The organism is Dactylosporangium sp. NPDC005555, from assembly GCF_040605635.1.
GTDB lineage: Bacteria > Actinomycetota > Actinomycetes > Mycobacteriales > Micromonosporaceae > Dactylosporangium.
This window is the reverse complement of sequence record NZ_JBEXDG010000012.1, coordinates 19,847-45,945: the sequence shown is the minus strand read 5'-3', so window position 1 is coordinate 45,945 and position 26,099 is coordinate 19,847. Positions and strand designations below refer to the sequence as shown.

Here is a 26,099-nt window from a genome sequence, read left to right as displayed (position 1 = left end):
TCGGTTTTGTTATGCCCGTCGTTCGCTCAACCGCCGCTGTCGTCGAGTTCGGCGCCTTCGGGGATGGTGTCGTCGTCGGGGTCGGTGAGCCAGTCCTGGGGGAGGATCACCTTGGCGGGGGTGCCGGTGCGGCCGCGAGGCTGGCCGAGGATTTCGCGAGGGAATGGCACGGAAGGGTCGAGCTGGGCCAGCAGGGCGCCGAGTTCGGCCAAAGATGAGCTGGTGGCCATGGCGGCGCGGAGTTCGCCGCCGGCGGGGAAGCCTTTGAGGTACCAGGCGACGTGTTTGCGGAAGTCGGTGACGCCTTCCTTCTCCCGGCCCCACCACTCGACCAGGAGGGTGGCGTGGCGGTGCATCAGGGCGGCAACCTCGCCCTGGGTCGGCAGGGACCGGGAGGAAGAGCCGGCGAAGGCGGCAGCGAGGTCGGCGAAGAGCCAGGGACGGCCGAGGCAGCCGCGGCCGATGACCACGCCGTCGCAACCCGTCTGCGACATCATGCGCAGGGCGTCTTCGGCTTCCCAGATGTCGCCGTTGCCGAGGACCGGGATGTCGAGGGCCTGCTTCAGCGAAGCGATGGCGTCCCAGTTGGCCTCGCCGGAGTAGCGCTGGGCGGCGGTCCTCGCGTGTAGAGCGACCCACGCGACGCCGGCGTCCTGGGCGATGCGGCCCGCGTCGAGCATCGTCTGATGGTCGTCGTCGATGCCGATGCGCATCTTGATGGTGACCGGCAGGCCCTGCGCGCCCTCGACCGCCGAGGTGACGATGTCACGGAACAGGCGACGTTTCCACGGCAGGGCTGAGCCGCCGCCGCGCCTGGTCACCTTGGGCACGGAACAGCCGAAGTTCATGTCGATGTGGTCGGCCAGGTCCTGCTCGACGACCATCTCGACGGCCTTGCGGATGGTGGCGGGGTCCACGCCGTACAGCTGGAGGCTCCGCGGCTTCTCGGCGGCGCCGAACTGGATCATGCTCATGGTCTTGGGGTTGCGTTCGACCAGGGCGCGGGTGGTGATCATCTCGCAGACGTAGAGGCCGGCGCCCTGTTCGCGGCACAGTTGCCGGAAGGCCACGTTGGTGATGCCCGCCATCGGGGCGAGGACCACCGGCGGGTCGACGACATAGGGACCGAGCTTCAACGTCACGTGTTCGAGCATGCCATGCCGCGCCGCTGGACGGGGTGATGGCTGCGCGCAGGAACGATGCTCGATGGTGCGCGAAAGTGGGGCGCAAACAGCAGTTGCACGCATCTCGAAGTGCGGGAACGTGGAAAGCCGTAAAGTGGACACGATCATGAACGATGCGCGAAGTTGCTTGGTGGAGCGCTCCCAGATGCACCCGTAAGAGGCACATGTGCCGTTCCTTGTGCGACTTGTCTCAAGGCGATGCCAAAGCTTCGGAGACCGCTTTACGGTGTCCGGCACATGGGAACCCTAACGATGGCTCAGTGCTCACCATGGAGGCTTCAGTGGAGAAGTTCGTCTATGACTTCGAAGAGGGTAACCGCGATCTCAAGGACCTGCTCGGCGGCAAGGGTGCGAACCTCGCCGAGATGACCAACCTCGGCCTGCCCGTGCCGCCGGGGTTCACCATCACGACCGACGCCTGTCGCGAGTACCTCAGGACGGGTGACATGCCCGACGGGATGGACCGGCAGGTCGGTGAGCACCTCGCCGCGCTCGAGGCGAAGATGGGCCGCAAGCTCGGCGACCGGCACGACCCGCTGCTCGTCTCGGTGCGCTCGGGCGCGAAGTTCTCGATGCCGGGCATGATGGAGACGGTGCTCAACGTCGGGCTCACCGACAGCAGCGTCGACGGGCTCGCCGCGCAGGCCGGCGGCGACGAGCGCTTCGCCTGGGACTCCTACCGGCGGCTGATCCAGATGTTCGGCAAGACCGTGTGCGAGGTGCCCGGCGAGGAGTTCGAGCACGCCCTCGACGACGCGAAGCACGCCGTGAACACGAAGGACGACCTGGGCCTCGACGCCGCCGCGCTGCAGACGCTCGTCGCGCGCTACAAGGAGATCTTCCGCGAGCACACGGGCCGCGACTTCCCGCAGGACCCGCGCGAGCAGCTCGACCTCGCCGTCGGCGCCGTCTTCGGGTCCTGGAACGCCGACCGCGCAGTGCTGTACCGGCGGCAGGAGCGCATCCCGACGGACCTCGGCACGGCCGTGAACGTGGTCGCGATGGTCTTCGGCAACCTGGGCGCCGACTCCGGCACGGGCGTGGCCTTCACCCGTGACCCCGCGACGGGCGAGCCCGGCGTGTACGGCGACTACCTCGCCAACGCGCAGGGCGAGGACGTCGTCGCCGGCATCCGCAACACCATGCCGCTGCAGGACCTCGAGAACATCAACAAGCAGGCGTACGACGAGCTGATGGCCATCATGGCGAAGCTCGAGGAGCACTACCGCGACCTGTGCGACATCGAGTTCACGATCGAGCGCGGCAAGCTGTGGATGCTGCAGACCCGCGTCGGCAAGCGGACCGCGGCGGCGGCGTTCGTCATCGCCACGCACCTCGTCGACGAGGGCGTCATCGACATGGACGAGGCGCTGCGGCGGGTCAACGGCGCCCAGCTCGCCCAGCTCATGTTCCCGACGTTCGACCTGGGCAGCGAGCCTGCGCAGCTGACCCGCGGCGTCGGCGCGTCACCGGGCGCGGCCGTCGGCAAGGCCGTGTTCGACGCCGGGCACGCCGTGGCCCTGGCCAAGGAGGGGGAGCAGGTCATCCTGGTGCGCCGGGAGACCAACCCCGACGACCTGCCCGGCATGATCGCCGCCCAGGGCATCCTGACCAGCCGCGGCGGCAAGACCTCGCACGCCGCCGTGGTCGCCCGCGGCATGGGCAAGACGTGCGTGTGCGGCGCCGACGCCCTCGACGTCAACCTCCACAAGGGACAGTTCACGGTGGACGGTCACGTCGTGTCGGAGGGCGACGTCATCTCCGTCGACGGCACCACCGGCCGGGTCTACCTCGGCGAGGTGCCCGTCCAGCCGTCGCCGGTCGTGCAGTACTTCGAAGGCACCCTCGACGCCGGGGCCGACCCCCTGGTCAGCGCGGTGCACCGGATCCTCACCCACGCCGACGGCAGCCGGAGGCTGAGGGTGCGCACCAACGCCGACACCGGCGAGGACGCGGCGCGGGCCCGCCGCTTCGGCGCGCAGGGCGTCGGGCTGTGCCGCACCGAGCACATGTTCCTCGGCGAGCGCCGCGCCCTCGTCGAGCGGCTGATCCTGGCCCGCGACCCGCAGGCGCGCGACGCGGCCCTGGCCGAGCTGCTGCCGCTGCAGCGGGCCGACTTCGTCGAGCTGTTCCGGGAGATGAAGGACCTGCCGGTCACCGTGCGGCTGATCGATCCGCCGCTGCACGAGTTCCTGCCGCCGCTGGAGGACCTGGCCGTCAAGGTCGCCGTCGCCGAGGAACGCGGGCAGGATCCCGGCCACGACAAGGACCTTCTGGACGCCGTACGCCGGATGCACGAGGAGAACCCGATGCTGGGGCTGCGCGGCGTGCGCCTCGGCCTGGTCATCCCCGGACTGTTCGCGATGCAGGTCCGGGCGATCGTCGAGGCCGCCGCGCAGGTCGACGGCGCCCACCCGGAGATCATGGTGCCGCTCGTCGGCGCCGTGCAGGAGCTGGAGACGATCCGCGCCGAGGCCGAGAAGATCATCGGCGAGCACGACGTCGAGGTGAAGATCGGCACGATGATCGAGGTGCCGAGAGCCGCGCTGACCGCGGGCGACATCGCCCAGGCCGCCGACTTCTTCTCGTTCGGGACCAACGACCTGACCCAGATGGGCTGGGGCTTCTCCCGCGACGACGTCGAGGGCGCGTTCTTCTGGCGGTACCTCGAACTCGGCATCTTCGGGGTGTCGCCGTTCGAGTCCATCGACCGCGACGGCGTCGGGCGGCTCGTGCGCATCGCCGTCGACGAGGGCCGGGCGGCCCGGCCGGAGCTGCACTTCGGGGTCTGCGGCGAGCACGGCGGCGACCCCGAGTCGGTGCACTTCTTCCACGAGGTCGGCCTCGACTACGTGTCGTGCTCACCGTTCCGGGTGCCCGTGGCACGGTTGGAGGCCGGCCGCGCGGCCGTAGCCGAGCAGTCGACCTCCGACACCCGTTAGTTCAAGAGCGGACGCTCAGACGTCGAGCTCCTCCTCGATGCGGGACAGGTGGTGCCGGGCCAGCGCGAGGTTGGCCCGGGACCGCAGCAGTGCCAGGTAGAGGAACAGGCCCTTGCCCGAGCGGCCCGTGACCGGCCTGATCAGGTGGTACTGGTTGTTCAGCGTGATCAGGATGTCCTCGATGCCGTCCTTGAGGTTGAGCATCTCGATGGTGCGCATCTTGGCCCGGACCACGTCGGTGTTGCCGGCCGCCGCCACGGTCAGGTCCAGGTCCTTCGAACCGCCGAGCACGCCGAGCGCCATGCCGCTGTTGTAGTCCACCAGCGCGACGCCGACCGCGCCGTCGATGGTCATGAGTTCCTTGAGCGCAGTTTCCATGTCCGCCATGGCTACCTCCGTGAGCTTGGTGGGGGGAGTGTCACTGGGTATGGGGGTCTGTTCGTTCGTTCGTCTCGGTCGCCGGTGCACCCCGCCGTTGCGGCCTACCATCGGGCCGGCTCCGGGATCGCCTGGGCGAAGCTGAGCGCGGCGGTGGCCACCACGTGCGACACCACACCGATCGACCGCCGTGCCTCGTGGTGCAGCCGCCCGACGTTCGCGTCGGCGTCGGCGAGCAGGACCAGCACGGCGCCGTGGCCCGCCATGTACATGGCGACGTGCCCGCCCATGCTGCTGATCAGCACCTCCTGGAAGTTGTCGTGGCCGGCGCTGTCGGCGATGCGCTGGCTGACGCCGAGGCACGCCGCCGCGAGCGCGGCGACCCCCTCGACGGCCACCGTCTCGGCGTCGTCGACGATCAGCAGGCCGTCGGTGCTGGCGACCAGGCAACCGGTGAGCTCCGGCACGGCCCGGCGCAGCCGGCCCAGCTCCACGAGGAGCTCGCCGCGCAGTTCCGTATCGGTGGTCATTGTCGTTTCACCTCCATGCTCGGAGCTGTGTCATCGCAGGGACTGCAGGGCCGATCGGATGCGTTTGAGCAGCGTGTCGTCGGGGGGCTTGTCGATCGCCCCCGGCAGGACCGCCAGGGCGCTGACCCCGGCCGGAAGGTGCCGGCGGGTGCTGGCCGGCGGATCCTCGAACGTGAACGTCCCGGGGACCCGCTGCGGCAGGAACTCGTCGTCCTCACCGTTGACCGCGTGCGCGGTGGCCGGTGCCTCCACCGGCTTCGCCGAACCCGACGCCTTCGGTGCCGGTGGCGCCTCCGTCGGTTTCGCCGAGCCCGACGCTTTCGGCGCCGGTGGCGCCTCCGATGGTGGCGGCGGCTGCTCCTCGGTCGACGGCGGCGGCGGTTGTACGAGGCCCGCCGCGGCGAGCCGGCGCACGTCCAGCGTCACCGCGTATGCGGATCGTCCGAGGAGCCCGGCCAGCTCCTGAGGGGTCCGCTCACCGTCGGCGTGCAGGACGATCTCCCACTGGAGGCCGGACAGCAGCACCCGGTCGAGGCCGGGTCGCAGGACCGGCCTGACCGCGGCGGTGTCAGTGACGTCTGAGGGGTGCACCTCGTCAAGGATGCGGTGCTGCCGGGTGACGTGGTCGCACAACTGGTCCGCCGTCACGGTGCCCTCCGCACCGAGCCAGTGCTCGATGTCCGGGGCGAAGCGGAGCTCGGCCCGCTCGGTCGACAGGACGAAGAACGCGGCGTCGTACAGGGCGTTGATCGCGCACAGCTCGATCTCCGCGGCGGTGACGTGCCCGCCCTCCACCAGGGCCCGGGCGGGCCGCGACGGGATCGTCTCCCACACCCGCTCGTCGACCACCTCGGCGGCGGTCAGCAGCCGGTCGACGCTCGGCGCGGCAGGCGACTCGACGCCGTTGACCAGGCCGTCACGCAGGAAGATGACGCCGCCGGGCTCCCCGACGACGGTCAGCGCGCCGGTTGCGCCGAGGGTGGCGAGCTGCGTGAGAGCCTTCACCGGGGTGACGCCCTTGCCGAACTTCGCCGGCTTGCCGTCCTTCACCGCGGCGCCGGCCTTAACGCTCACGCCGCCACCTCCGCTTCGCTCCGGCGTCGGCCTGAGCCAGAACTGAGCCCCTGATGAGCGGTCCTCCCGCTCCGCTCCGGACCGCTCATGCCCGCAACCTCCGCTTTGTGGAGACGGGCGCTCATGCGAGGTCTTCGGCGAGGGAGCGGATGCGGCGGCGGGCGATGGCCAGGTTGCCCTCGGCGCGGTCGAGCCAGACGTACAGCACCAGCCGCGAGTCGAAGTTCGTCCGCACCGGCCTGATCAGGTGATACGCGGCGGACGTGCTGATGATGACGTCCTCGACCGAGTCGCCCGGCACCGCCGGCGCGTACGCGGCGGTCTGCATCGCCGCGTGGATGACACTGGCCGTGCCCAGCGCCGCCGCCGCCGGGTCCGCGTGCGGCGCGACCGCCTCCTGTCCGCCCTGCATGCCCAGCGACTGCCCCGTGGTGTAGTCGATGAGACTCGCCCCGATGGCGCCGCGAATCGTCATGGCACGCCGCAGGCAGTCATCGATAGCAGGCACTGAGTCTCCCGTTCGCGGGCGGCAGATGGGCACGTTGAAACGGCACACGACGGCGGGAATCGGGGGGAGCGGCCGTAACGATGCGCTTCCGGCAAATTACCCCGGGCCACTTGAACCCGCACTCCGTGCGTTCGGTCGGTACCAAAAACCGATTGGTCATTGCTTTTTGCAATATGCACGTTTCAGCGACGCCGCCGTTGGAAAGCGGCTAGGGTGGCGTGCCCTCGTGCGGCAGCACGGCTGCGACGCCGGTCGGCGCGGCGTATGGTGAGTCCCCACGCCGACCACGGAGGTACGCATGGGGAGCCGGTGGGATGCCTTGATCGTCGATGCGCTCGACCCTGAGCGGCTCGGCCGGTGGTGGGCCGAAGTGCTCGACCATCGGGTCGAGAGTGTCTCCGCGCGAGAGGTCGTGGTCGGCCCCGGCATCGACGGCCATCCACGGCTGATCTTCCTGCGTCACCCCGACACCAGGCACGCCAAGAACCGGCTCCACCTCGACCTGCGCCCCGACGACCTGGACGCCGAGATCGAGCGCCTCGTCAACATGGGCGCCCGGCACGTCGACGTCGGTCAGCCGGAGGACGCCGAGTGGCTGGTCCTCGCCGACCCCGAGGGCAACGAGTTCTGCATCCTTCGCACCCGGGAGTGACCCCCGATGGGTGAATTCGGCAGCGGCTTCGGCAGGGCGTACCGGTGGGCCGTCGCCTCCGGGCTCGGGCTGCTGACCGTGGCGGCCGCCGCGTTCGCGCTGTACAACGTCCGGCAGATCCTCGTGCAGGTCGTCATCGCCGTGTTCGTCGCGGTCAGCCTCGACCCGGCCGTGCGGCTGCTGATCCGCCGCGGGGTGCGCCGCTCGGTCGCGGTCGCCGTCATCGTGGTGCTCGCCCTGGCGATCCTGGTCGGGTTCGTCTGGTCGCTGGTCCCGCCCCTGGTCGGGCAGGGCGGCGACCTGTTGCGCAACATCCCGCAGTACCTGCAGGAACTCCCCGAACGGTCGCAGACCTACCGCGAGGTGGCCGACCGCTACGGGCTGACGGAGAAGTTCACCGAATACGCCAAGACGCTGCCGGGCAAGGTCGGCGGCGGCGCGCTCGGCGTCATCACCGGGATCTTCAGCGCGATCCTCAACGTCCTGCTGGTCACCGTGCTCACCATCTACTTCATGGCCGACCTGCCCCGGATCCGCCGCGGCATCGTGCGGCTGGTGCCCCGGCAGGGCCGCCCCCACGCCGCGCAGGCGATCAACGTCGTCGTCGACAAGGTCGGCGGCTACATGATCGGCAACCTGATCATCTCGCTGTTCGCCGGTGTGTCCTCGTTCGCCTGCCTGTTCCTGATGGACGTGCCGTTCGCGCTGCCGCTGGCGTTCTTCGTCGCGATCACGGACCTGATCCCGCTCATCGGCGCCACCGTCGGCGCCGTCGGGTGCACGGTCGTCGCGCTGGTCACCGGCGAGCTGTGGCCCGGCGCGATCGTCGTCGCCGCGTTCTTCCTGCTGTACCAGCAGCTGGAGAACTACCTGATCGCGCCGCGGGTGCTGCGCAACACCGTGGACCTGTCCGCGATCGCCGTGCTGCTCGCGGCGCTGGTCGGCGGCGCGACCCTCGGCGTGGTCGGCGCACTCATGGCGATCCCCGTCGTCGCCGCGATCAAGGTCCTGATGACGCCCGTCGTCGAGGCGCTCAACGAGGCACCGGCCGACCGCGACCCACCGGCGCCGCCACCCGTGCCGGTCCCGGCGCCGGCCGCCGCGCCACCCGCGCCACCCGCGCCGGACCCCGCGACGGCCAGGCCGGACCCCGCGACGGACGGGCCGGACCCCGCGACGGACGGGCCGGACCCGGCGTCGGTTCCCGCGCCGCGAGATCGGGAAGCTGAGGAAAGCTCTAAGCTCGACTCGTGAACGCCGCGCCCCCAGATCAGCACGCCGGGGAAACCCCTGCCCGGCACGTGGACCCGGACGCGGAACGCTTCGTGCACGAGCCGCAGAAGGACCGCACCACGACCTCCGCGGACAACGGCCGCACACCGTTCCAACGGGACCGGGCCCGGGTGCTGCACTCCGCGGGGTTCCGCCGGCTCGCCGCCAAGACCCAGGTGCACACGGCGGGCGCCGACGCGTTCCTGCGCACCCGCCTCACCCACTCCCTGGAGGTCGCGCAGATCGCCCGGGAGATGGGCGCCCGCCTCGGCTGCGACCCCGACGTCGTGGACACCGCCGGGCTCGCCCACGACCTCGGCCACCCACCGTTCGGGCACAACGGTGAGGACGCGCTCGACGCCGTCGCCGGGCCGTGCGGCGGGTTCGAGGGCAACGCGCAGACCCTGCGGGTCCTCACCCGGCTGGAGGCCAAGGTCCTCGCCCCGGACGGCGCCTCCGCCGGGCTCAACCTCACCCGGGCCTCGCTCGACGCCGTGTCCAAATACCCCTGGCCGCGCCGCGACGGCTACCGCAAGTTCGGCGTGTACGCCGACGACGAGGCCGTCTTCGCCTGGCTGCGACACGGTCGTACCGACGCGGACCGGTGCCTCGAGGCGCAGGTCATGGACTGGGCCGACGACGTCGCCTACTCGGTGCACGACGTCGAGGACGGCATCCACGGCGGCTACGTCCACCTGGCCACCCTGCGCGCCGACGACGGCGAACGCGCCGCGCTGTGCGAGGACGTCGCCGCCGCGTACTCCTCCGAGACGGCCGCGGACCTGCAGACCGTGCTGCTGGACCTGCTCGCCGACCCGGTCCTCGTGCCGCTGGACCACTACGACGGCAGTCACGCGGCGCAGGTCGCCCTGAAGCGGACGACCAGCGTGCTCACCGGCCGGTTCGCCGCGGCCGCCGTGTCCGCGACCAGGGCCGCCCACGGCGACGCGCCGGTCCGCCGCTACGGGGCCGGCCTGGTCGTGCCGCCGGCCGTGCGGGCCCAGTGCGCGCTGCTGAAGGGCATCGCACTGCGGTACGTGATGCGCCGCCCCGGCTCGAAACAGCGCTACGCGCAGGAGATCACCGTCCTCACCGAGCTCGTGGCCGCCCTCGCCGACCGCGCCCCGGACGACCTCGACGCGGTGTTCGCCCCGATGTGGCGCGCCGCGCCCGACGACGCGGCCCGGCTCCGGGTCGTCATCGACCAGGTGGCCAGCCTGACCGACCTGTCCGCGACGGCCTGGCACCAGCGGCTGTGTCCCTGACCCCGTGGCGGATCGCGCGGCGGTAGGGAAGGCTGGGACGTATGGCTGACGAGCGGACATTTGTGATCGTGGGCGCGAGCCTCGCCGGGGCGAAGGCGGCGGAGACGTTGCGCGCCGAGGGCTTCACCGGCCGGATCGTGCTGATCGGCGAGGAGACGGAGCGCCCCTACGAGCGCCCCCCGCTGTCGAAGGGCTACCTGCAGGGCAAGGAGGACGCCCGCGAGAAGGCGTTCGTCCACCCCGAGGCGTGGTACACCGACAACGACGTGGACCTGCGCCTGGCCACCCGCGTCACCCGGGTCGACCCGGCCGCGCACACCGTCACCCTCGACGGCGTCGACGAGCTGCGCTACGACAAGCTGCTGCTCACCACGGGCTCGCGGGTCCGCACCCTCGACGTGCCCGGCACCGACCTCACCGGCGTGCGCTACCTGCGCACCGTCGACGAGTCCGACGCGCTGCTGGCGCACCTGCGCGCCGCCGCGCACGTGGTCGTCGTCGGCGCCGGCTGGATCGGCCTGGAGACCGCGGCCGCGGCCCGCAAGCACGGCACCACCGTCACCGTGGTCGAGCAGGCGGACCTGCCGCTGCAGCGGGTCCTCGGCGACGAGGTCGCCACGATCTTCGCCGGCCTGCACCGCGCCAACGGTGTCGAGTTCCGGTTCGGTGCCGGCGTCGCCTCGTTCGAGGGCACCGACGGCGTCCTCACCGGCGTGACCCTCACCGACGGCTCGCACCTGCCCGCGGACATCGCCGTCGTCGGCGTCGGCATCCAGCCCAACACCGAGCTCGCCGTCGACGCCGGCCTCGAGGTCGACAACGGCATCCTCGTCGACGCCGCTCTGCGCACCTCCGACCCCGACATCTACGCCGCCGGCGACGTCGTCAACCTGGACCACCCCGGCCTGCGCCGCCGGGTCCGCGTCGAGCACTGGGCCAACGCCCTCAACGGCGGCAAGGTCGCCGCGAAGTCCCTGCTCGGCGACGCCGTGTACGACCGCGTGCCCTACTTCTTCTCCGACCAGTTCGACCTCGGCATGGAGTATTCGGGCTTCGTCGCCCCCGGCGGGTACGACCGTGTCGTCTTCCGCGGCGGGACCTCGGTCGCGGACGGGTTCGTCGCGTTCTGGGTGCGGGACGGCCGGGTCCTGGCCGGCATGAACGTCAACGTCTGGGACGTCACCGACGACATCCAGGCCCTGGTCCGCGCCGGCTGGGCCGGCACCGCCGTCGACCTCGACCGCCTGGAGGACCCCAAGGTCCCGCTGGGCGAGCTGCTCTCCTGACGCCGCCGGTAGGCCGCGACGCTGACCCCCGTCAGCGTCGCGGCTGACGACGGGCGGCGGCGTCCCGGCCTACGGTTCCGGCTCGACACATCATGTTCGAGCCGAGAGGTCGCCATGCCACACAACCTTCGACGTCTGTCGGCCGGGGTCTGCCTCGTCGCCGCGCCGCTGTTCTACATCGCGGGGCTGGTCGTCGACCCCGCCCTGCGCGCCGGTGACCAGGCCGACGGGGCCTACGGCCGGCACCCCGGGCAGGTGTCGGTGAGCGCCGCGCTGCTGCACTGGAGCTGGGTGCTGCTCGTGCCCGGGATCATCGGCATGATCCACCTCGTGCGCCGGCGGGCGGTGCTCTTCGGCCACGTCGCCGGGGTCGTCGCCCTCCTCGGCGTGGTCAACTTCTCCGCGCTGATGCTCGGCGACTTCTTCTACGCCCGGCTCGAGGCGGACCTCGGCACCGCGGAGGGCGACCGCCTCGCCGACGCCGCGTTCGCCGCCGGTGGTGCGCTCTGGGGGTTCCAGGTGCCGGGGTTCCTCGGGCTGCTCGGGGTGCTGCTGCTCGGCCTGACACTCGCGTACGACAAGCGGGTGCCGTGGTGGGCGCCGCCGGCGATGGTGATCGGCATGCTGGCCGGGCCGGTGTACCCGATCGGCATGATCGTGGGGAGCCTGCTGTACGTCGCCGGTGCGGGCGTGATCGGGCTGCGGATGCTGCGGATGAGCGACGCCGAGTGGGCCGCCGACCCGGCTCCGGCTCAGTCGCCGGCCAGCGGGAATGTCGCGGCGACCGTGTAGCCGCCGCCGGGCCGGGCACCGGCGTGCAGGGTGCCGCCGTGCAGCGCGGCGCGCTCCCGCATGCCGGCGAGCCCGTGCCCCGCCGGTGCCTCCCCGGTGGCCTCTGTGGGCGCCTCTGTGGACCGGCCGTCGTCGCTGATCTCGACCGTGACCGCGGCCCCGGTGTAGCCGACGGTCACGTCGACGGTCGCCGCTCCGGCGTGCTTGAGCGCGTTGGTCAGCGCCTCCTGGACGATCCGGTACGCCGACAGCCCGAGCGCCGGCGGCAGCGGCAGCGGCGTGCCGGTCGTGGCCACCCGGACGTCGAGCCCGGCGGCGCGCAGCGGCCCGGCCAGCTCGTCGAGGCGGTCGAGGCCGGCCGGTGCCTGCCCGTTGCGCAGGACGCCGAGCAGCATCCGCAGCTCCTCCACCGTGTCCCGGCCGGCGCGTTCGACGCCCCGCAGCAGGTCACGCTCCTTGTCACGGGCCGGGTCGGCGGACAGCAGCATCCGTACCCCACCGGTCTGCAACGTCATCAGGCTGACGTTGTGGGAGATGACGTCGTGCAGCTCACGGGCGATGCGGGTGCGCTCCTCGCCGGCCGCGACCGCCGCCCGCTGCGCCATCCGGACCGTGCGCAGCGTCTGCCGGTGCAGCAGGATGCCGCTGCCGTACGCGACACCCATGAACATGGCGCCGATGAGGCTCTCGGCGACGTCCTGCCCCGGCAGGGTCTGCAGCAGGGCGTATGCGGCGAGCACGGTGACGACGCCGGCGGCCCGCCCGCGCGGCCCCGCCGGCTCGCTGCCGACCGTGTGCACCAGGATCAGGTTCGAGTAGAACTGCCACGCCGCGAGCGGATAGTCGTCGTCCATGACCGCGACCCGGAACAGGGCCGACAGCACGGTCAGCGCGGCGAGCGTGCCGACGGGGGAGCGGCGGCGCAGCAACAGCAGCACCCCGGCGGCGAGCGCACCCGCGGCGACGAGCCCCGGCCGGTGCACCTGGCCCGGTCCGGCGCCGGCGCGCCCGTACGCCTCGACGACCCCGGCACCAGCGACGGCGAGCGCCAGCAGGGCATCGAGCCACGACGGCCGCCAGGCGGGCACGCTCACCCGCCCGGCCGGACGATGCCCGCCTCGTAGCCGTAGACGACGGCCTGGACCCGGTCGCGCAGATGCAGCTTCTGGAAGATCCGGCCGACGTGGGTCCGCACGGTCGCCTCGCCCACCAGCAGCCGCTCGCCGATCTCCGCGTTGGACAGCCCGCGCACCAGCAGCTCCAGCACCTCGCGCTCCCGGCCCGTCAGCGCGTCGAGCTCCGGCGCCGGGTCCGGCTCGGGCCGGGCGGCGAACGACGCGATGACCCGCGTGGTCACCGCCGGGTCGATGAGCGCGTCACCGGCCGCCGCGACCCTGACCGCGTCGACGAGCTGCTCCGGCGGCGACACCTTGAGCAGGAACCCGCTGACCCCGAGCCGCAGCGCCGCGTGCAGGTGCTCGTCGGTGTCGAACATGGTCAACAGCACGATCTTCGGCGGTCGCGGGTCCGCGAGCAGCTGCCGGGCCGCGGACAGCCCGTCCAGCCGCGGCATGGCGATGTCCATGACGAGCACGTCCGGCCGCAGCCGCCGCGCCACCGCGACCGCCTCGGCGCCGTCCGCCGCCTCGCCGACCACGGTGATCGTCGTCTCGGCGGCCGTTTCCACCACCAGCCGCAGGCCCGCCCGGATCATCGCCTGGTCGTCGGCGATCACGAGTCTGACCTGCTCCGGCATGTGTGCAGGATAGCCAGCGCAGGCACCGGCCCGGCGTGCGCCTCGGCCGCGATGGACCCTGCACGGATCACGCGGTTTTGCTTAGGATTCGAGGTGATGCGTCGATGTGAGGGTGCAGGGTCGGCCGGAGCGGGGTAGGCGAGCCGTGGATCATGATCGGGACATGGCGATGGCCGCGATCCGTTCCGTCTACACGATCACGGGCCGGATCAACACCGGCGACACGGTCGTCGAGACGCTGCACCGCATCGCGGAGGCCGTCGTCGAGGGCGTCGGGTTCGGTGCCGCCGTGGTCAACTACCTGCATCCCGAGGGTGTGTACGAGGCGGTCGCCATCGCCGGGCCCGAGGAGGCGAGGGCCGAGCTGCTCGGCGCGCGGTACCCGGCGGCCGAGTTCGACGCGCACCTCGCCGACGCCGACGAGTGGGGGCAGCTGCGCTTCCTGCCGCACGAGCGGCACAACGACGGCATCCAGTCCTGGGTCCCGTCCCTGGCCGGCGGCGCGGAGGACATCCCGGACGAGGAGCGCTGGCATCCCCTCGACGCCCTGTTCGCGCCGCTGTGCGCGCCCGACGGGTCGATGGTCGGGGTGCTCAGCGTCGACCTGCCCGCGGACGGCAAGCGGCCCGGCGCGTTCCAGCGGGAGCTGCTGGAGATGCTCGCCGCGCAGGCCGGCATCGCGATCAACAACGCCAACCTCGTCGAGGCGCTGCGCCGGGAGCGTCAGCACCTGGAGGCCAGCGAGGCCGCGTTCCGGCTCGCGTTCAACGGCGCCGGCACCGGCATGTGCATGATCGGCCTGGAGGGTGCCGACCTGACCCGGCTGATCCGGGTCAACCCCGCCCTGTGCGAGCTGCTCGGCCGCGACGAGGACGTGCTCGTCTCGATGCGCTTCGGCGACCTCATCCACCCCGACGATCTCGACCGCAGCAGGGCGGTCTTCGCCGGCCGCTCCGGATCCATCCGCGACCACGAGGTCCGCTGCGTGCGCGGCGACGGCGAGACGATCTGGATCTCCGCGACGATGTCGGTCGTCGGCGGGTCGCCGGCGTTCGCGATCACGCAGGTGCAGGACATCACCGGCCGCAAGGCGACCGAGGCCGACCTCGTGCGGCGGGCGTCCCGCGACCCGCTGACCGGCCTCGCCAACCGCGACGCCTTCGCCGGACCCCTCGCGGCCGCGGTCCGGCGGGCCCGCACCGAGCAGGTGATCAGCGCGCTGCTCTTCTGCGACCTCGACGACTTCAAGGTCGTCAACGACACCCTCGGCCACGACGCGGGCGACGCGGTCCTCGTCGCCGTCGCGCAGCGGCTGGTGTCGCTGGTTCGACCCACCGACACCGTCGCCCGGCTCGGCGGCGACGAGTTCGTGGTGCTCACCGGCAACGTCGCCGTCGCCGACCTCGGCGCGCTCGTCGACCGCCTGGAGCGCTCCGTCGCCGCACCCGTCACGCACCAGGGGCACATCATGCGGGTCCGGGTCAGCGTCGGCGTGGCCGTGATCGATGACACGGTCGAGGACGCGGGCGCCGCGCTGCGTGCCGCCGACCGGGCGATGTACCTGGTCAAGGGCGGCCGTCACGCCGGAGAGGTGACCGGCCGGGTGACAGCGTTCGGTGATCGTTCGGGTGCGCCGGGTGGATTGCCGTTGCTGCGGTTGGCCCGGCCAGAAGCGGCCCAGTAGGGTCGGGTGGTCTGCTCCGGTCGACCTGCACCCCATCGGGTGCTGCCGGGCGGGCGCCGTCGAGTCGCGAGACGTTCGCGAGCCGGGGACCCATGTAGTCCTCTGGGGTGTATCCGTGGCTGGGCCACGGTAGGGCGAAGCTTCCCGCCCGAACCCGTCAGCTAACCCGGTAGGCGGCCACGGAAGGAGTCTGCGTCGATGCTTGCCGCCCGCATGACCACGTAACGCCGCACCGCTGATTCCCCCCTTCCAGCGCGCCGTCCTCTTGGCGGCGTGCCGATGCTGCCTGCCACGAAGAGGAAATATCAGTAGTGAAGTCATTGCCACGCGAGTTCAATCCGCGACATCGCCGGCCGGCGTTCAACGCCCGGTTCGTCGCGAAGACCGGCGCCTTCTCGGTCGCTGTGCTGTCCGCCTCGATCCTGGCCGGCGTGCCGGCCGAGTCGCCGCCGTTCACCGGCCCCGCGTACGCCGAGCCGGGCGTCGTCGCCACGTCCTCGCCGCCGGCTTCCGGGTCCGCGTCGCCGTCGCCGTCTGCGTCTGCGTCCGGGTCCGCGCCGGCCGGAGGCCCGCTCGCCGCGGCGGTGCCGGTCGTGCCGCCGGTGCCGCCCGCACCGCCCGTCGTCCGGCCGGTCGCGGGCCTCGATCAGCGGCAGATGGACAACGCCGCGATCATCGTCAAGCAGGGCCGGGCGCAGGGCATGCCCGACCAGGCCCTCGTGGTGGCGATCGCGACCGCGATGCAGGAGAGCGACCTCTACAACGTCGCCAGCTCCGCCGTCCCGTCCAGCCTGCGGCTGCCGCACGAGGGCGTCTCGTCCGACCACGACTCGGTCGGGCTGTTCCAGCAGCGGGCCAGCCAGGGCTGGGGCACCGTGGCCGAGCTGATGAGTCCGGCACACTCCGCGATGCTCTTCTACGACGCGCTGTCCCGCGTGCAGGGGTGGCAGCGGATGAGCGTGACCGCGGCCGCGCAGGCGGTGCAGCGCTCGGCGTTCCCGGCTGCCTACCAGAAGCACGCGACCCGCGCGGCGCAGATCGTCGGCGCCCTCACCTGATGCCCGTGACCGCACCGTACCGGGCCGGCTCGGTGCGGTGCGGTGCGGTCACGGCAGGGTTCAGGCGGGGTGGCGGGTCGCCCAGCGGGCCAGGGCGACGAGTTCGGCGACCGCGGCCGGCTCCGGGATCGCCAGGTCGAGGACGAGCAGCGCCTGCGCCAGAAGATCCTCGGCCTGCCGGACGCACCACGTGCGGGCGCCGGCCCGCTCGATGACCTTCGCGGCGCGTTCGAGGTCGGCGTCGCTGAGACGGCTCTCGCGGCGCAGCAGGTCGTCGAGCTCGTCGGCGCCCGCGGCGAGGGCCGCGGCGACCGGCAGTGAGCGCCGGCGGCGGCGCAGGTCCGGGAACGCCGGACGGCCCGTCACGGCGGGGTCGCCCCAGATGCCCTGCAGGTCCTCGGTGAACTGCACGGCCAGGCCCAGCCGCACGCCGAACAGCCGCAGCTGCTCCACCCTGGCGCGGTCGCCGCCGCCGGCGATCGCGCCGAGCGCGCACGCGCAGCCGAGGAGGGCGCCGCTGCGCTGCTCGACCGCGGCGATGCACTCCCGGAGCAGGTCGCTGCCGGACCTGCGGCGGGTGGTGGCGGTGTCGAGGGTCGTGCCGAGCTCGGTGTGCCGGCCGTGCAGGAGCTGCTGGACGGTGTCGCCGAGGACACGCACGCCCGCGCGGTCGACGGGCGCCGGCTGCCGCGCGCCGGCGTCGGCGCACGGGTCGGTGGCCCTGTCGCCGGACGCGGCACCGCCGGGTCCGCCGTCGGTGTCGCCCGTGGGCCGTTCCGCGCGTGGCACTTCGGCCGGTGTCCGGTCCGCCCCGGTTCGTGCGGGGGACGGCGTTGCCGGTACATCAGCATCGGCGGAAACGGGGAACGGTGTGGCTCGGGTGGCCTGGCGCAGCGGGCGCGGGACCCGTCGCGTGGGGTCGCCCGTCGCGGCCACGTCGAACGCGAGGGCCAGCATCGCCTCCCCACCCAGCGTGGCGGGGTGCGGGCCGACGACGCTCCAGGCGGTCGGCCGGTGCCGGCGGGTCAGGTCGCCGTCGAACAGGTCCCGCTGCAGCACCGACCACTGGTGCACCAGCTCCACCGCCACCGCGCTCGCCACCGCGTCGTGGGGATCACCGCCGACGGCGCCGGCGCTCACGAGGGTCAGCGCCGCTCGGGTACGAGCGACCGCCGGCCCCTCGTCGATGGCGCCCAGCTGCAGCTCGGCCACCTCACGCGAGGGTGCCGGGAGCCGCCCGACGGCGGTGCGCAGCGGCGGCTCGACCAGCAGGCCCGCCCAGGCGAGGACGTCGTCGACGGAGCGCAGCACGGTGACCATCAGCCGGACACCGCCGGGCGGGGGACAAGCACCGGTAACGCACCACCTGTTCGGTTCCTGACATGGACGTGCGCCGATCTGTGCCGGCGCCGTGGACCGATCAAGTATGCCGCCGGTGCCCGCCGGACACGCCCAAAACCACGATGGTGGGCGGGTCAGCGCATCGCCTCCCGCAGGGAGGGATCCGGTGCCGACACGACAGCCGCCTGGCGGTGCCGCAGCGCCTCCCACGCCGCTTTCGGCCCGGCCGCGACGTCCCTGACCGTGTTGTACAGGATCGTCACCCGCTGGCATCCCTCACACAGGGCGGGCACCCCGTACGCGTCGACCCCGAGCCGCCGGCAGAGCGTCACCGCGCGGTGCAGGTGCAGCTCCTGGCTGACGAGGAGGGCCTTGGTCACGCCGTACACGTCGTGGGCGCGGCGGCACGTGTCATAGGTGTCCAGTCCGTGCGGGTCGACGACCATCCTGGCCGGGTCGACGCCCTGCGCCGCGAGGTAGTCGCGCATGACGCGGACCTCGTCGCCGGAGCCGCCCTGGGCGTCGCCGGAGATGAGCAGGGCCCGGACCTTGCCGGTGGTGAGAAGCTTCGCGGCGATGTCGAGCCGGCCCTTGAGGAACGGCATCGGCTCCTGCCCGCCGGGCGCGACCTGGGCGCCGAAGACGATCGCGACCCCGGCGGCCGGCGCCTCCGCGACGGGGCCGATGCGGCCGAGGGACGCGGCTCGCACCCACACGGTCGGCGCCAGCACGAGGGCGGCGACGACGCTGCCGGTGAGGACGACCCTGAGCAGGATCCGCCGCCCGCGCTCCAGCCGGGTCTCCCGCTTCGCCGGCAGCCGCTCGCGCCAGCGGGCCGCGCGCCTGGCCCGCTCGACCTCGAACACGAACCACGGCGGCACCGTCCGGTCGGCGCGCAGCTTCTCGCGGTCGTCCTCGCCGAGATACCCGGTGACGTGGTCGACCGCTTCCGAATACGCCGCCATCCGCGCCGCGGCCCCGCCCCGGGACCGCAGCAGCACCCATGCGCCCAGCGTGGCGATCGTCACCAGCCAGCCCAAGGGCCCCAGGCGGCGGCTGCGGCGGCGCAGCCGGTCCTGCACGGCCAGCCAGGCCACCCGCTCGTCACGCAGTTTCGGCATGGCGGCAGCATCGCACGGGGTTGTGTGGCTGTGGTGCCTGTGTGGTGCCCGTGTGGTGTTCGACGTGTGGAGTCGTAGATTGTCGTACGCGCGAGGCAGGATGTATCCCTCGGGTTGGGGAGGTGGCGTCGGGTGGCCGGCAAGATCAAGGACGAGGACATCGCCCTGGTTCGTGAGCGCACCGCGATCGCGGATGTGATCTCCGATCATGTGACGCTGAAGTCGGCGGGGGGCGGCAACCTCAAGGGGCTCTGCCCGTTCCACGACGAGAAGACCGCCTCGTTCAACGTGTCGCCCGCACGCAACGTGTATTTCTGTCACGGCTGCGGCGCCGGCGGCGACGCCATCAAGTTCCTGATGGACCACGACCACCTGACGTTCGTCGAGTCGGTGGAGCGCCTCGCCGGCCGCGCCGGCCTGCAGCTGCAGTATGTGGAGGCGGGCAGCGCGCCGGTCCGCCAGACGGGGCAGAAGCAGCGGCTCATCGCCGCCCACGCCGAGGCGGCCCGCTTCTATGCCGAGCAGCTCGGCTCGCCCGGCGCCCGGCTCGCCCGCGAGTTCCTCGCCCAGCGCGGCTTCGGCCGTGAGGAGGCCGAGCGCTATGGCTGCGGCTTCGCCCCCGAGGGCTGGGATCCACTGAGCAAGCACCTGCGCCTCAAGGGCTACACGGCCCAGGAGCTGATCACCGCCGGGCTGTCCAAGGAGGCGCGCTCCGGCAGCCTCATCGACCGGTTCCGCCGCCGGCTGCTCTGGCCGATCAAGGACATCTCCGGCGACGTGATCGGATTCGGGGCGCGCAAGCTCTTCGACGACGACGACGGCCCGAAATACCTCAACACGCCCGAGAGCCCTCTCTACAAGAAGTCGCACGTGTTGTATGGGGTGGACCAGGCCAAACGCGAGATCGCCAAGCAGAGCAAGGTGGTCATCGTCGAGGGGTACACCGACGTGATGGCCTGCCACCTGTCCGACGTGCCCGTGGCCGTCGCGACCTGCGGTACCGCCTTCGGCGCCGACCACATCGCGGTCCTGCGCCGCCTCCTGCTCGACGCCGACGGCTACGGCGGCGAGATCATCTTCACCTTCGACGGCGACGCCGCCGGGCAGAAGGCGGCGCTGCGCGCCTTCGAGGACGACCAGCGCTTCGTGGCGCAGACCTTCATCGCCGTCGGTCCCAACGGCATGGACCCGTGCGAGCTGCGCATGGCGAAGGGCCCCGTCGCGGTCCGCGACCTCGTCGCCGACCGGCAGCCACTGCTCGACTTCGCGCTGCGCTCCGTCATCCAGCGCTTCGACCTCGACACCGCCGAGGGCCGCGTCGGCGCCCTCAAGGCCACCGCGCCCCTGGTCGCGAAGATCAAGGACCGGACGCTGCGCCCCGAGTACGCCCGCAAGCTCGCCGGCGACCTCGGCATGGAGCTCGAGACCGTCCAGCGCTCCGTCGGCGCCGCCGCCAAGGGCCTCGTCGAGGCGCCCGCCACCCCGGCCCGCAAGGGCCTGGCCCCCGACAGTGCCGAGGCCCTCGTCGAGCGCGAGGCCCTCAAGCTCGCCCTGCAGCAGCCCGCCCTGGCCGGCCCGATGTTCGACGTCATCGGCGCCGACATCTACGCCCACCCCACCTACACCCTCCTGCGTGCCGCGATCGCCGAGGCCGGCGGCGCCTCCTCCGCGACCGGCGGGGCCGTCTGGATCGAGCGGGTCCGCGAGGCCTGCACGGACCCGGCGGCGGCCGCCCTGGTCAGCGAGCTGGCCGTCGAGCCCCTGCGCCTCGACGGCGAGCCCGACCCGCGCTACGTCGAGGCCACGGTCGTCCGGCTGCAGCTGCCCGCCCTCAACCGCCGCATCGCCGACCTCAAGTCCAAGCAGCAGCGCATCAACCCGGTCACCAACGCCGATGAGTATCTGCGCCTGTTCAGCGAGCTGGTGTCCTTGGAGCAGCACGCCAGAGCCCTCCGCGACCGTGGCGCCAGCCGCTGGTGAGCGTTCCGCGGCCGGGTGGCGGGGTGTGGTTCGGTGGTGGTGGGTGGTCCGGCCGCGGTGGTGCGGCTGTTCGACAGAAGGAGAGCGTCGTGTTCGGCTTCCTGAAGAAGCGCCGCCTGCCGGCCGGTCAGCGGCCCGCCCTCGCCGCCGACGAGCGGGTGCTGTCCTGGGCGGGCGCGACCGGCGACACCGTCGTGGTGGTCACCAACCTCGGGTTGTGGCTGCCCGGCGCCGGGGAGCGGCTCGGCTGGCACGAGATCCACAAGGCGACGTGGTCGGGCCGGCAGCTGACGCTGACCGCCGCTCGGGAGCTGCCGGTCGACGGTCCCGGTGGGTACGTCGTCATGGAGGACCTGCCGCCGCTGGTCATCACCCTGCTCGACCCGGACAGGGTGCCGGATCAGGTGCGCACCCGCGTCAGCAAGTCGATCGCGCACACCTCGCACCACCCGCTCGCCGCGGGCTTCGGTGTCCGGGTCGTCGCCCGGCGCGTCAGCGGTGTGGACGGTCTGCGCTGGACCGTCCGGTACGACGAAGGCGCCGACCCCACCGCCCCCGGCGTCGCCGAGCAGACCGCGGCGCTGGTCGGGCAGGCCCGTGAGTCGATCGGCACCCCCGCCTGATCCGCCGGGCTCAGACGGTCAGGGGCGGTCGGTGGTGGGTTCGCTGACGGCGGCGGGGGCCGATGCCGCCGGAGCCGCGGGCCGCCGGCGGCGGCGGAGCAGGTGGACGACGGCGGCCGTGACGAGGGCGACGTCGAGGAACGCGCCGGGCACCTTCGTCTTCGTGGCCAGGCCGAGGCTGTCGGGCAGCGTGAGCAACGGCAGACCCGCAGCCGCGACCAGGACCACGGTGCGCAGCCGGCCGGTGAGCGTCGTGCCGGCCAGCAGGGCGATGCCGGCGATCGCGTACCAGGCGTAGAACACCGGGCCGAGCACCGCCGCGGCGAGCATGCCGCACCCTGCCGCGGTGAGCACCACGTCCTGCCCGCGCATGCCCGGCGCGGTTGCCGCCACCGCCTGCCCGCCCGTCGCCGTGACCGTCACGTCCTGCCCGCGCCCGCCCGTCGCCGTGACCGTCACGTCGTGCCCGTGCCGGTCCGTCGCGGTCGCGGCAGGGTCCTGACCGGGGCGGGCCGTCGGGCCGGTCGGTGCCGCGCCGGTGTCCGACCGGCCGTCGCCGGCCCGCCGGCCGGCGCGGTGCAGGGCGACGAGGGTCGTCGCGGTCCGCCACCACAGCACCAGCAGGACCGTCGCCAGCGCCAGCAGTCCCGCGGCCCGCGCGACCGCCACCGCCGTCGCGAACCACTCGGGGTGCCCGGCTATGCGCAGTACGTAACCGGCGGCCATGCCCACGCCGGTCGGGATCGACAGCCATTGGACCATCGTGCTGGTGGAGCCGAGGGCGTTGAGGAAGCCGAGGCCGTGACCGGTGAGCAGGGCCAGGAGCGCGTAGGCGGCACCGATCGCCGTGACGAAGGCGGCGGTGCCGGTCCAGCGGGCTCTGGTCGTACCGGCGGAAAAGACCAACAAGAGTGCGAAAGGGACGGCGGCCAGCGCGGTGACCTTGACGGCGACGGCGAGGCCGAAGGCGAGCCCGCCCGCTGCCGCGGGCGCGGCGCCCGGACGGCGGGCGGCGACGAAACCGGCGAGGACCAGGCCGGCGAGGACGACGTCGTTGTGGGCGCCGGACACGACGTGGACGAGGACGAGGGGGCTGGCGGCCAGCAGCGCGTTGCCGCGGGAGAGGCGGTGCACGGCGGCGACACACAGGACCAGGCCGAGCACGGCGGCGAGGCGCAGCAGCAGGACGACGGCGGGGAGGCTGCCGTGGGAGAGCCAGGCCGCGGCGCCCTCGATCGCGATCCACAGTGGACCGTACGGAGTGGGGGTCTCCCGCCACAGCTCAGGCACGTCGGACAGCCACGTGCAGGGCAGCGCCGCTGGGCCGACCTGGTAGAGGTCGAGTCCTGCGTTGAAGAGCTGGCCCTGGCAGGCGTACGCATAGACGTCGTGGCTGCCCAGGGGTGGCGCGAGCAGCAGCGGGACGCTCCAGAGCACGGCGGTGACCAGGACGCTTCGCTGGTCGGTCTCGTCGCGCAGCGTCCACCACGCGCGGATCAGCATCGCGAGCGCGACGAACCAGACGACGACGCCGAGCACCCACGCGCCGTCGTGCGGCACGGGCTTGCCGGCCAGGAAACCGCTGGCGGCGAGGAGGACGGTGGCGGCCAGCCCGAGCCAGCGCGGGTTGACGCTCACCAGCACATCGTGCCAACCGCCCTTCGCCGGCCGCAAATCGGCCCGATTTTTGTCAGACCCCCGGGTTAGTGTCGCGTCGTGGCTGAAGACGAGGCGTTGATCGCGGCGACGGGGCTGGTCAAGCGGTTCGGTGACTTCACGGCGGTCGACGGGATCGACGTGCGGGTGCGGGCCGGGGAGGCGTTCGGGTTCCTCGGGCCCAATGGTGCGGGCAAGTCCTCGACGATGCGGATGATCGGTTGTGTGTCGCGCCCGACCGGCGGCTCGCTGCGGATCCTGGGCATGGACACGGCGCGGGACGGGTCGAGGATCCGGGCACGGCTCGGGGTCTGCCCCCAGCAGGACTCGCTCGACCTCGAGCTGACCGTGCTGGAGAATCTGACCGTCTACGCGCGCTATTTCAACATCCCGCGCAAGGTCGCGCGGGCGCGTGCCATGGAGCTGCTCGACTTCGTGCAGCTCGCGGACCGGGCCGGTGACAAGGTGGAGCCGCTGTCCGGCGGGATGAAGCGCCGGCTGACGATCGCCAGGGCCCTGGTCAACGAGCCGGAGATCGTGCTGCTCGACGAGCCGACCACCGGCCTGGACCCGCAGGCCCGGCACCTGGTGTGGGAGCGGCTGTTCCGGCTCAAGCAACGTGGCGTGACGCTCGTGCTCACCACGCACTACATGGACGAGGCGGAGCAGCTGTGCGACCGCCTGGTCGTCATGGACGCCGGCCGGATCGTCGCGGAGGGTTCGCCGCGCGAGCTCATCGACCGGCACTCCACGCGGGAGGTCCTGGAGGTGCGGTTCGGCAACGACCCGCTGGACGGGTTCGCCGGCAAGCTCGACGGCATCGGCGAGCGCACCGAGGTGCTGCCCGACCGCATCCTCGTCTACACCGGCGACGGTGACGACGCCGCCGCGCAGGTGCACGCCCGCGGGCTGACACCGTCGAGCGTGCTGGTGCGGCGCGGCTCGCTCGAAGACGTGTTCCTGCAGCTCACCGGCCGGACGCTGGTCGACTGATGGCGCATCCGACGGCACTGGCGCTCGAATACCACCTGGTGTCCTACAAGCGCACGTGGCGGGCGAGCGTGTTCAGCTCGTTCGCGCTGCCGGCGATGTTCCTGGTCGCCATGGGGATCACCGTCGGGCACTACATCGACGAGCGGTCCACCGCGATCGGTGTGCCCTATCTGGACTATCTCGGGCCCGGGCTGCTGGCCTCGACCGCGTTGCAGGTCGCGGTCGCCGACTCGACCTGGCCGGTGTTCGGCGGGTTCCAGTGGACCCGGGTCTATCACGCGATGAGGGCGTCGCCGCTCACCGTGGGTGACGTGCTGCGGGGGCACCTGGCGTTCGTCACGCTGCGCGTCGCGCTGTCGGGCATCGGCTTCCTGGTGGTCCTGCTGCTGTTCGGCGCGCTGCACTCGTGGTGGGCGCTGGCCACGCCGCTGGTCTGCGTCCTGCTCGGCGCGGCGTGCGCGGGGCCGTGCTTCGCGTTCGCGGCGCGGGTCGAGTCGGACGGGGCGTTCGCGGTGCTGTTCCGGGTCGCGGTGGTGCCCATGACGCTCTTCGCCGGCGTGTTCTTCCCGGTGGAGAGCCTGCCGGCGGTGGCCCGCCCATTGGCGTACGTGTCGCCGCTGTGGCACGGCGTCGAGCTGTCCCGGGCCGCGACCCTCGGCACCACGACCGCCTGGGGCGTGCCCGCGCACGTGGCCGTGCTCGCCGTGTGGTGCGTGGCCGGCTATGTGCTGGCGCTGCGCTCGTTCACCAGGAAGCTGGGCGACTGATGGTCACCACACTGATCTTCCCGCGGGCGATGTCCCGCCTCGACCACCGCGCCGCCGGGGCGCTGTCCGTCACCGCGCGTAATCTCGCCGCGGCCAGGCACGCCGCCTACTGGTGGGTGCTGCTGTCCGGGTTCGTCGAGCCGCTGCTGTATCTGCTGTCGATCGGCGTCGGCGTCGGGCGGCTCGTCGGGGACATCGCGCTGCCCGACGGGCGGCTCGTGACCTATGCGCAGTTCGTCGCGCCGGCGATGCTGGCCGCCTCCGCTATGAACGGGGCGCTCGCCGAGACCACCATGAATTTCTACGGCAAGCTCAAGTTCATGCGCATCTATGATGCGACGCTCGCCACCCCGATCACGCCGATGCAGGTCTCCGTCGGCGAACTCGTCTGGGCGATGTGCCGCGGCGGTGTGTATTCCGCCGTGTTCCTCGTGGTCATGGCGGCACTCGACCTCACCACGTGGGGCTGGGCCCTGGTCGCGCTGCCGGTGACGCTGCTGGTGGGGTTCGCGTTCGGCGCGCTCGGGATGGGGCTGTCGACGCTGCTGCGATCGTGGCAGGACTTCGACTACATCAATGTCACCCAGTTCGGGCTGTTCCTGTTCAGCGGCACGTTCTCCCCGCCGTCGGACTTCCCCGTGCCGCTGCGGGTCCTGATCGAGGTGACCCCGCTGTATCACGGCGTCGCGCTCCTCCGGGCGATCACGACCGGCTCGCCGGACTGGACACTGCTGTGGCACGTGGCGTATCTGGTCGCGCTGGCGGCAGCCGGCCTGACGATGGCAAGCCGCCGCATGGGCACCCTGCTGCTGAAGTAGCCGGCGCCTCCTCCCGCCCCCGCCGGGCACGCCCGGCGTCCGCGTCTCCCAGCGGCCACGCGGGTTCTTGATGATCCGGAAGAGTTTGTGCTGCTCTGGAGCCTGTTGCGTTTTGGCGGAAACCGTCTCGTCGACGGTCGTCGCGACCCTCGACGGCTACCGATCGGCCGCGACCGGCTCGCACAGCCGTGTTTTTCTCAGCACGGAACGTGAGACGGCCATTTCGCAACAGGCTCTCTGGCGACACAAAGTCTTCCGGATCATGGGGAAGAGGTCGGTGCCGGCGGAACAGGTGCCACGTTCGGATGGATTCGCGGGCCGGGGGAGCCCTGCGGCGGCGGTGGGGCGGGGGCGAGCGAAAGTTCCTGACGGTTGACAGGTGTGAACGGACGGTGACTGCCCGGGTGGGGCCCGGCGGC

The 26,099-nt window shown here is 72.3% G+C and carries 23 protein-coding genes and 1 riboswitch; of the genes, 13 read left to right on the top strand and 10 right to left on the bottom strand.

Translation table 11 applies throughout. From position 1 onward, the window contains the following. Window positions 1–26: 26 nt before the first annotated feature. The gene (gene dusB / locus ABZS58_RS16030) at window positions 27–1,154 is read right to left on the bottom strand and encodes a tRNA dihydrouridine synthase DusB (protein ID WP_354782238.1); all 1,128 of its coding nucleotides are present in this window, start codon (window positions 1,152–1,154) and stop codon (window positions 27–29) included. Between the two features lie 299 nt (window positions 1,155–1,453). Here dusB and ppdK point away from each other — a divergent pair, with 299 nt between their 5' ends. Next, on the top strand, window positions 1,454–4,126 hold the full coding sequence (ppdK, locus tag ABZS58_RS16025) for a pyruvate, phosphate dikinase (RefSeq protein WP_354781950.1): 2,673 nt from the start codon (window positions 1,454–1,456) through the stop codon (window positions 4,124–4,126). Window positions 4,127–4,141: 15 nt separating this feature from the next. On the opposite strand, the gene ABZS58_RS16020 is transcribed toward ppdK, so the two are convergent. The 4 genes from ABZS58_RS16020 to ABZS58_RS16005 form a co-directional block, all read right to left on the bottom strand. After that, a complete protein-coding gene (locus ABZS58_RS16020) occupies window positions 4,142–4,513 on the bottom strand; it encodes a hypothetical protein (protein ID WP_354781948.1) in 372 nt (123 codons plus the stop codon). A 95-nt stretch (window positions 4,514–4,608) separates the two neighbouring features. After that, a complete protein-coding gene (locus tag ABZS58_RS16015; RefSeq protein ID WP_354781946.1) occupies window positions 4,609–5,034 on the bottom strand; it encodes a roadblock/LC7 domain-containing protein in 426 nt (141 codons plus the stop codon). Between the two features lie 30 nt (window positions 5,035–5,064). Then, on the bottom strand, window positions 5,065–6,108 hold the full coding sequence (locus ABZS58_RS16010; protein WP_354781944.1) for a hypothetical protein: 1,044 nt from the start codon (window positions 6,106–6,108) through the stop codon (window positions 5,065–5,067). 121 nt (window positions 6,109–6,229) lie between these two features. Further along, entirely contained in the window at window positions 6,230–6,616 is a 387-nt protein-coding gene (locus tag ABZS58_RS16005) for a hypothetical protein (RefSeq protein WP_354781942.1), read from the bottom strand. A gap of 298 nt (window positions 6,617–6,914) precedes the next feature. Here ABZS58_RS16005 and ABZS58_RS16000 point away from each other — a divergent pair, with 298 nt between their 5' ends. From ABZS58_RS16000 to ABZS58_RS15980, 5 genes are all read left to right on the top strand, one after another. Beyond that, window positions 6,915–7,268: a VOC family protein gene (locus tag ABZS58_RS16000; protein ID WP_354781940.1), complete on the top strand. Its 354-nt coding sequence runs from the start codon at window positions 6,915–6,917 to the stop codon at window positions 7,266–7,268. Window positions 7,269–7,274: 6 nt separating this feature from the next. After that, window positions 7,275–8,522, top strand: a complete 1,248-nt coding sequence (locus ABZS58_RS15995) for an AI-2E family transporter (RefSeq protein ID WP_354781938.1) — start codon at window positions 7,275–7,277, stop codon at window positions 8,520–8,522. A gap of 47 nt (window positions 8,523–8,569) precedes the next feature. Then, complete coding sequence (locus tag ABZS58_RS15990) at window positions 8,570–9,805, top strand: deoxyguanosinetriphosphate triphosphohydrolase (RefSeq protein WP_354782236.1); 1,236 nt, start codon at window positions 8,570–8,572, stop codon at window positions 9,803–9,805. Window positions 9,806–9,846: 41 nt separating this feature from the next. Then, on the top strand, window positions 9,847–11,091 hold the full coding sequence (locus ABZS58_RS15985; RefSeq protein ID WP_354781936.1) for an FAD-dependent oxidoreductase: 1,245 nt from the start codon (window positions 9,847–9,849) through the stop codon (window positions 11,089–11,091). Window positions 11,092–11,205: 114 nt separating this feature from the next. After that, a complete protein-coding gene (locus ABZS58_RS15980) occupies window positions 11,206–11,883 on the top strand; it encodes a hypothetical protein (protein ID WP_354781934.1) in 678 nt (225 codons plus the stop codon). Here ABZS58_RS15980 and ABZS58_RS15975 read toward each other — a convergent pair. Both ABZS58_RS15975 and ABZS58_RS15970 read right to left on the bottom strand, forming a co-directional pair. After that, the gene (locus ABZS58_RS15975) at window positions 11,844–12,977 is read right to left on the bottom strand and encodes a sensor histidine kinase (protein ID WP_354781932.1); all 1,134 of its coding nucleotides are present in this window, start codon (window positions 12,975–12,977) and stop codon (window positions 11,844–11,846) included. The two genes, ABZS58_RS15980 and ABZS58_RS15975, sit on opposite strands and share 40 nt — an antisense overlap. Continuing rightward, on the bottom strand, window positions 12,974–13,639 hold the full coding sequence (locus tag ABZS58_RS15970; protein WP_354781930.1) for a response regulator transcription factor: 666 nt from the start codon (window positions 13,637–13,639) through the stop codon (window positions 12,974–12,976). Before ABZS58_RS15970 ends, ABZS58_RS15975 begins: the two co-directional genes overlap by 4 nt. A 163-nt stretch (window positions 13,640–13,802) precedes the next feature. On the opposite strand from ABZS58_RS15970, the gene ABZS58_RS15965 reads away from it, so the two are divergent. Both ABZS58_RS15965 and ABZS58_RS15960 read left to right on the top strand, forming a co-directional pair. Continuing rightward, the gene (locus ABZS58_RS15965; RefSeq protein WP_354781928.1) at window positions 13,803–15,323 is read left to right on the top strand and encodes a diguanylate cyclase; all 1,521 of its coding nucleotides are present in this window, start codon (window positions 13,803–13,805) and stop codon (window positions 15,321–15,323) included. A gap of 47 nt (window positions 15,324–15,370) precedes the next feature. Then, window positions 15,371–15,514, top strand: a riboswitch (cyclic di-AMP (ydaO/yuaA leader). 120 nt (window positions 15,515–15,634) lie between these two features. Then, the gene (locus ABZS58_RS15960) at window positions 15,635–16,381 is read left to right on the top strand and encodes a hypothetical protein (RefSeq protein ID WP_354781926.1); all 747 of its coding nucleotides are present in this window, start codon (window positions 15,635–15,637) and stop codon (window positions 16,379–16,381) included. Window positions 16,382–16,441: 60 nt separating this feature from the next. On the opposite strand, the gene ABZS58_RS15955 is transcribed toward ABZS58_RS15960, so the two are convergent. Next, window positions 16,442–17,701 carry a polyprenyl synthetase family protein gene (locus ABZS58_RS15955; RefSeq protein ID WP_354781924.1) on the bottom strand — a complete coding sequence of 420 codons (1,260 nt, stop codon included), beginning with the start codon at window positions 17,699–17,701 and terminating at the stop codon, window positions 16,442–16,444. A 155-nt stretch (window positions 17,702–17,856) separates the two neighbouring features. Continuing rightward, window positions 17,857–18,843 carry an ElyC/SanA/YdcF family protein gene (locus ABZS58_RS15950; RefSeq protein ID WP_354781923.1) on the bottom strand — a complete coding sequence of 329 codons (987 nt, stop codon included), beginning with the start codon at window positions 18,841–18,843 and terminating at the stop codon, window positions 17,857–17,859. Between the two features lie 132 nt (window positions 18,844–18,975). Here ABZS58_RS15950 and dnaG point away from each other — a divergent pair, with 132 nt between their 5' ends. Then, window positions 18,976–20,823: a DNA primase gene (gene dnaG, locus ABZS58_RS15945; RefSeq protein ID WP_354781921.1), complete on the top strand. Its 1,848-nt coding sequence runs from the start codon at window positions 18,976–18,978 to the stop codon at window positions 20,821–20,823. Between the two features lie 89 nt (window positions 20,824–20,912). Then, the gene (locus ABZS58_RS15940) at window positions 20,913–21,446 is read left to right on the top strand and encodes a hypothetical protein (protein WP_354781919.1); all 534 of its coding nucleotides are present in this window, start codon (window positions 20,913–20,915) and stop codon (window positions 21,444–21,446) included. Window positions 21,447–21,464: 18 nt separating this feature from the next. On the opposite strand, the gene mptB is transcribed toward ABZS58_RS15940, so the two are convergent. Further along, on the bottom strand, window positions 21,465–23,084 hold the full coding sequence (gene mptB / locus ABZS58_RS15935) for a polyprenol phosphomannose-dependent alpha 1,6 mannosyltransferase MptB (protein WP_354781917.1): 1,620 nt from the start codon (window positions 23,082–23,084) through the stop codon (window positions 21,465–21,467). A gap of 78 nt (window positions 23,085–23,162) precedes the next feature. Here mptB and ABZS58_RS15930 point away from each other — a divergent pair, with 78 nt between their 5' ends. The 3 genes from ABZS58_RS15930 to ABZS58_RS15920 are packed head-to-tail and all read left to right on the top strand — an operon-like array spanning window position 23,163 to window position 25,680. Next, window positions 23,163–24,095, top strand: a complete 933-nt coding sequence (locus ABZS58_RS15930; protein ID WP_354781915.1) for an ABC transporter ATP-binding protein — start codon at window positions 23,163–23,165, stop codon at window positions 24,093–24,095. After that, complete coding sequence (locus ABZS58_RS15925) at window positions 24,095–24,862, top strand: ABC transporter permease (protein WP_354781913.1); 768 nt, start codon at window positions 24,095–24,097, stop codon at window positions 24,860–24,862. The genes ABZS58_RS15930 and ABZS58_RS15925 overlap by 1 nt, the downstream gene beginning before the upstream one ends. Beyond that, on the top strand, window positions 24,862–25,680 hold the full coding sequence (locus tag ABZS58_RS15920; RefSeq protein WP_354781911.1) for an ABC transporter permease: 819 nt from the start codon (window positions 24,862–24,864) through the stop codon (window positions 25,678–25,680). The genes ABZS58_RS15925 and ABZS58_RS15920 overlap by 1 nt, the downstream gene beginning before the upstream one ends. Window positions 25,681–26,099: the final 419 nt, after the last annotated feature.

Coding starts and splice junctions, on each gene's coding strand:
- dusB (WP_354782238.1), bottom strand. CDS start 1,154: ATGCTCGAACACGTGACGTTGAAGCTCGGTCCCTATGTCGTCGACCCG.
- ppdK (WP_354781950.1), top strand. CDS start 1,454: ATGGAGGCTTCAGTGGAGAAGTTCGTCTATGACTTCGAAGAGGGTAAC.
- ABZS58_RS16020 (WP_354781948.1), bottom strand. CDS start 4,513: ATGGCGGACATGGAAACTGCGCTCAAGGAACTCATGACCATCGACGGC.
- ABZS58_RS16015 (WP_354781946.1), bottom strand. CDS start 5,034: ATGACCACCGATACGGAACTGCGCGGCGAGCTCCTCGTGGAGCTGGGC.
- ABZS58_RS16000 (WP_354781940.1), top strand. CDS start 6,915: ATGGGGAGCCGGTGGGATGCCTTGATCGTCGATGCGCTCGACCCTGAG.
- ABZS58_RS15995 (WP_354781938.1), top strand. CDS start 7,275: ATGGGTGAATTCGGCAGCGGCTTCGGCAGGGCGTACCGGTGGGCCGTC.
- ABZS58_RS15985 (WP_354781936.1), top strand. CDS start 9,847: ATGGCTGACGAGCGGACATTTGTGATCGTGGGCGCGAGCCTCGCCGGG.
- ABZS58_RS15980 (WP_354781934.1), top strand. CDS start 11,206: ATGCCACACAACCTTCGACGTCTGTCGGCCGGGGTCTGCCTCGTCGCC.
- ABZS58_RS15970 (WP_354781930.1), bottom strand. CDS start 13,639: ATGCCGGAGCAGGTCAGACTCGTGATCGCCGACGACCAGGCGATGATC.
- ABZS58_RS15965 (WP_354781928.1), top strand. CDS start 13,803: ATGGCGATGGCCGCGATCCGTTCCGTCTACACGATCACGGGCCGGATC.
- ABZS58_RS15955 (WP_354781924.1), bottom strand. CDS start 17,701: ATGGTCACCGTGCTGCGCTCCGTCGACGACGTCCTCGCCTGGGCGGGC.
- ABZS58_RS15950 (WP_354781923.1), bottom strand. CDS start 18,843: ATGCCGAAACTGCGTGACGAGCGGGTGGCCTGGCTGGCCGTGCAGGAC.
- ABZS58_RS15925 (WP_354781913.1), top strand. CDS start 24,095: ATGGCGCATCCGACGGCACTGGCGCTCGAATACCACCTGGTGTCCTAC.
- ABZS58_RS15920 (WP_354781911.1), top strand. CDS start 24,862: ATGGTCACCACACTGATCTTCCCGCGGGCGATGTCCCGCCTCGACCAC.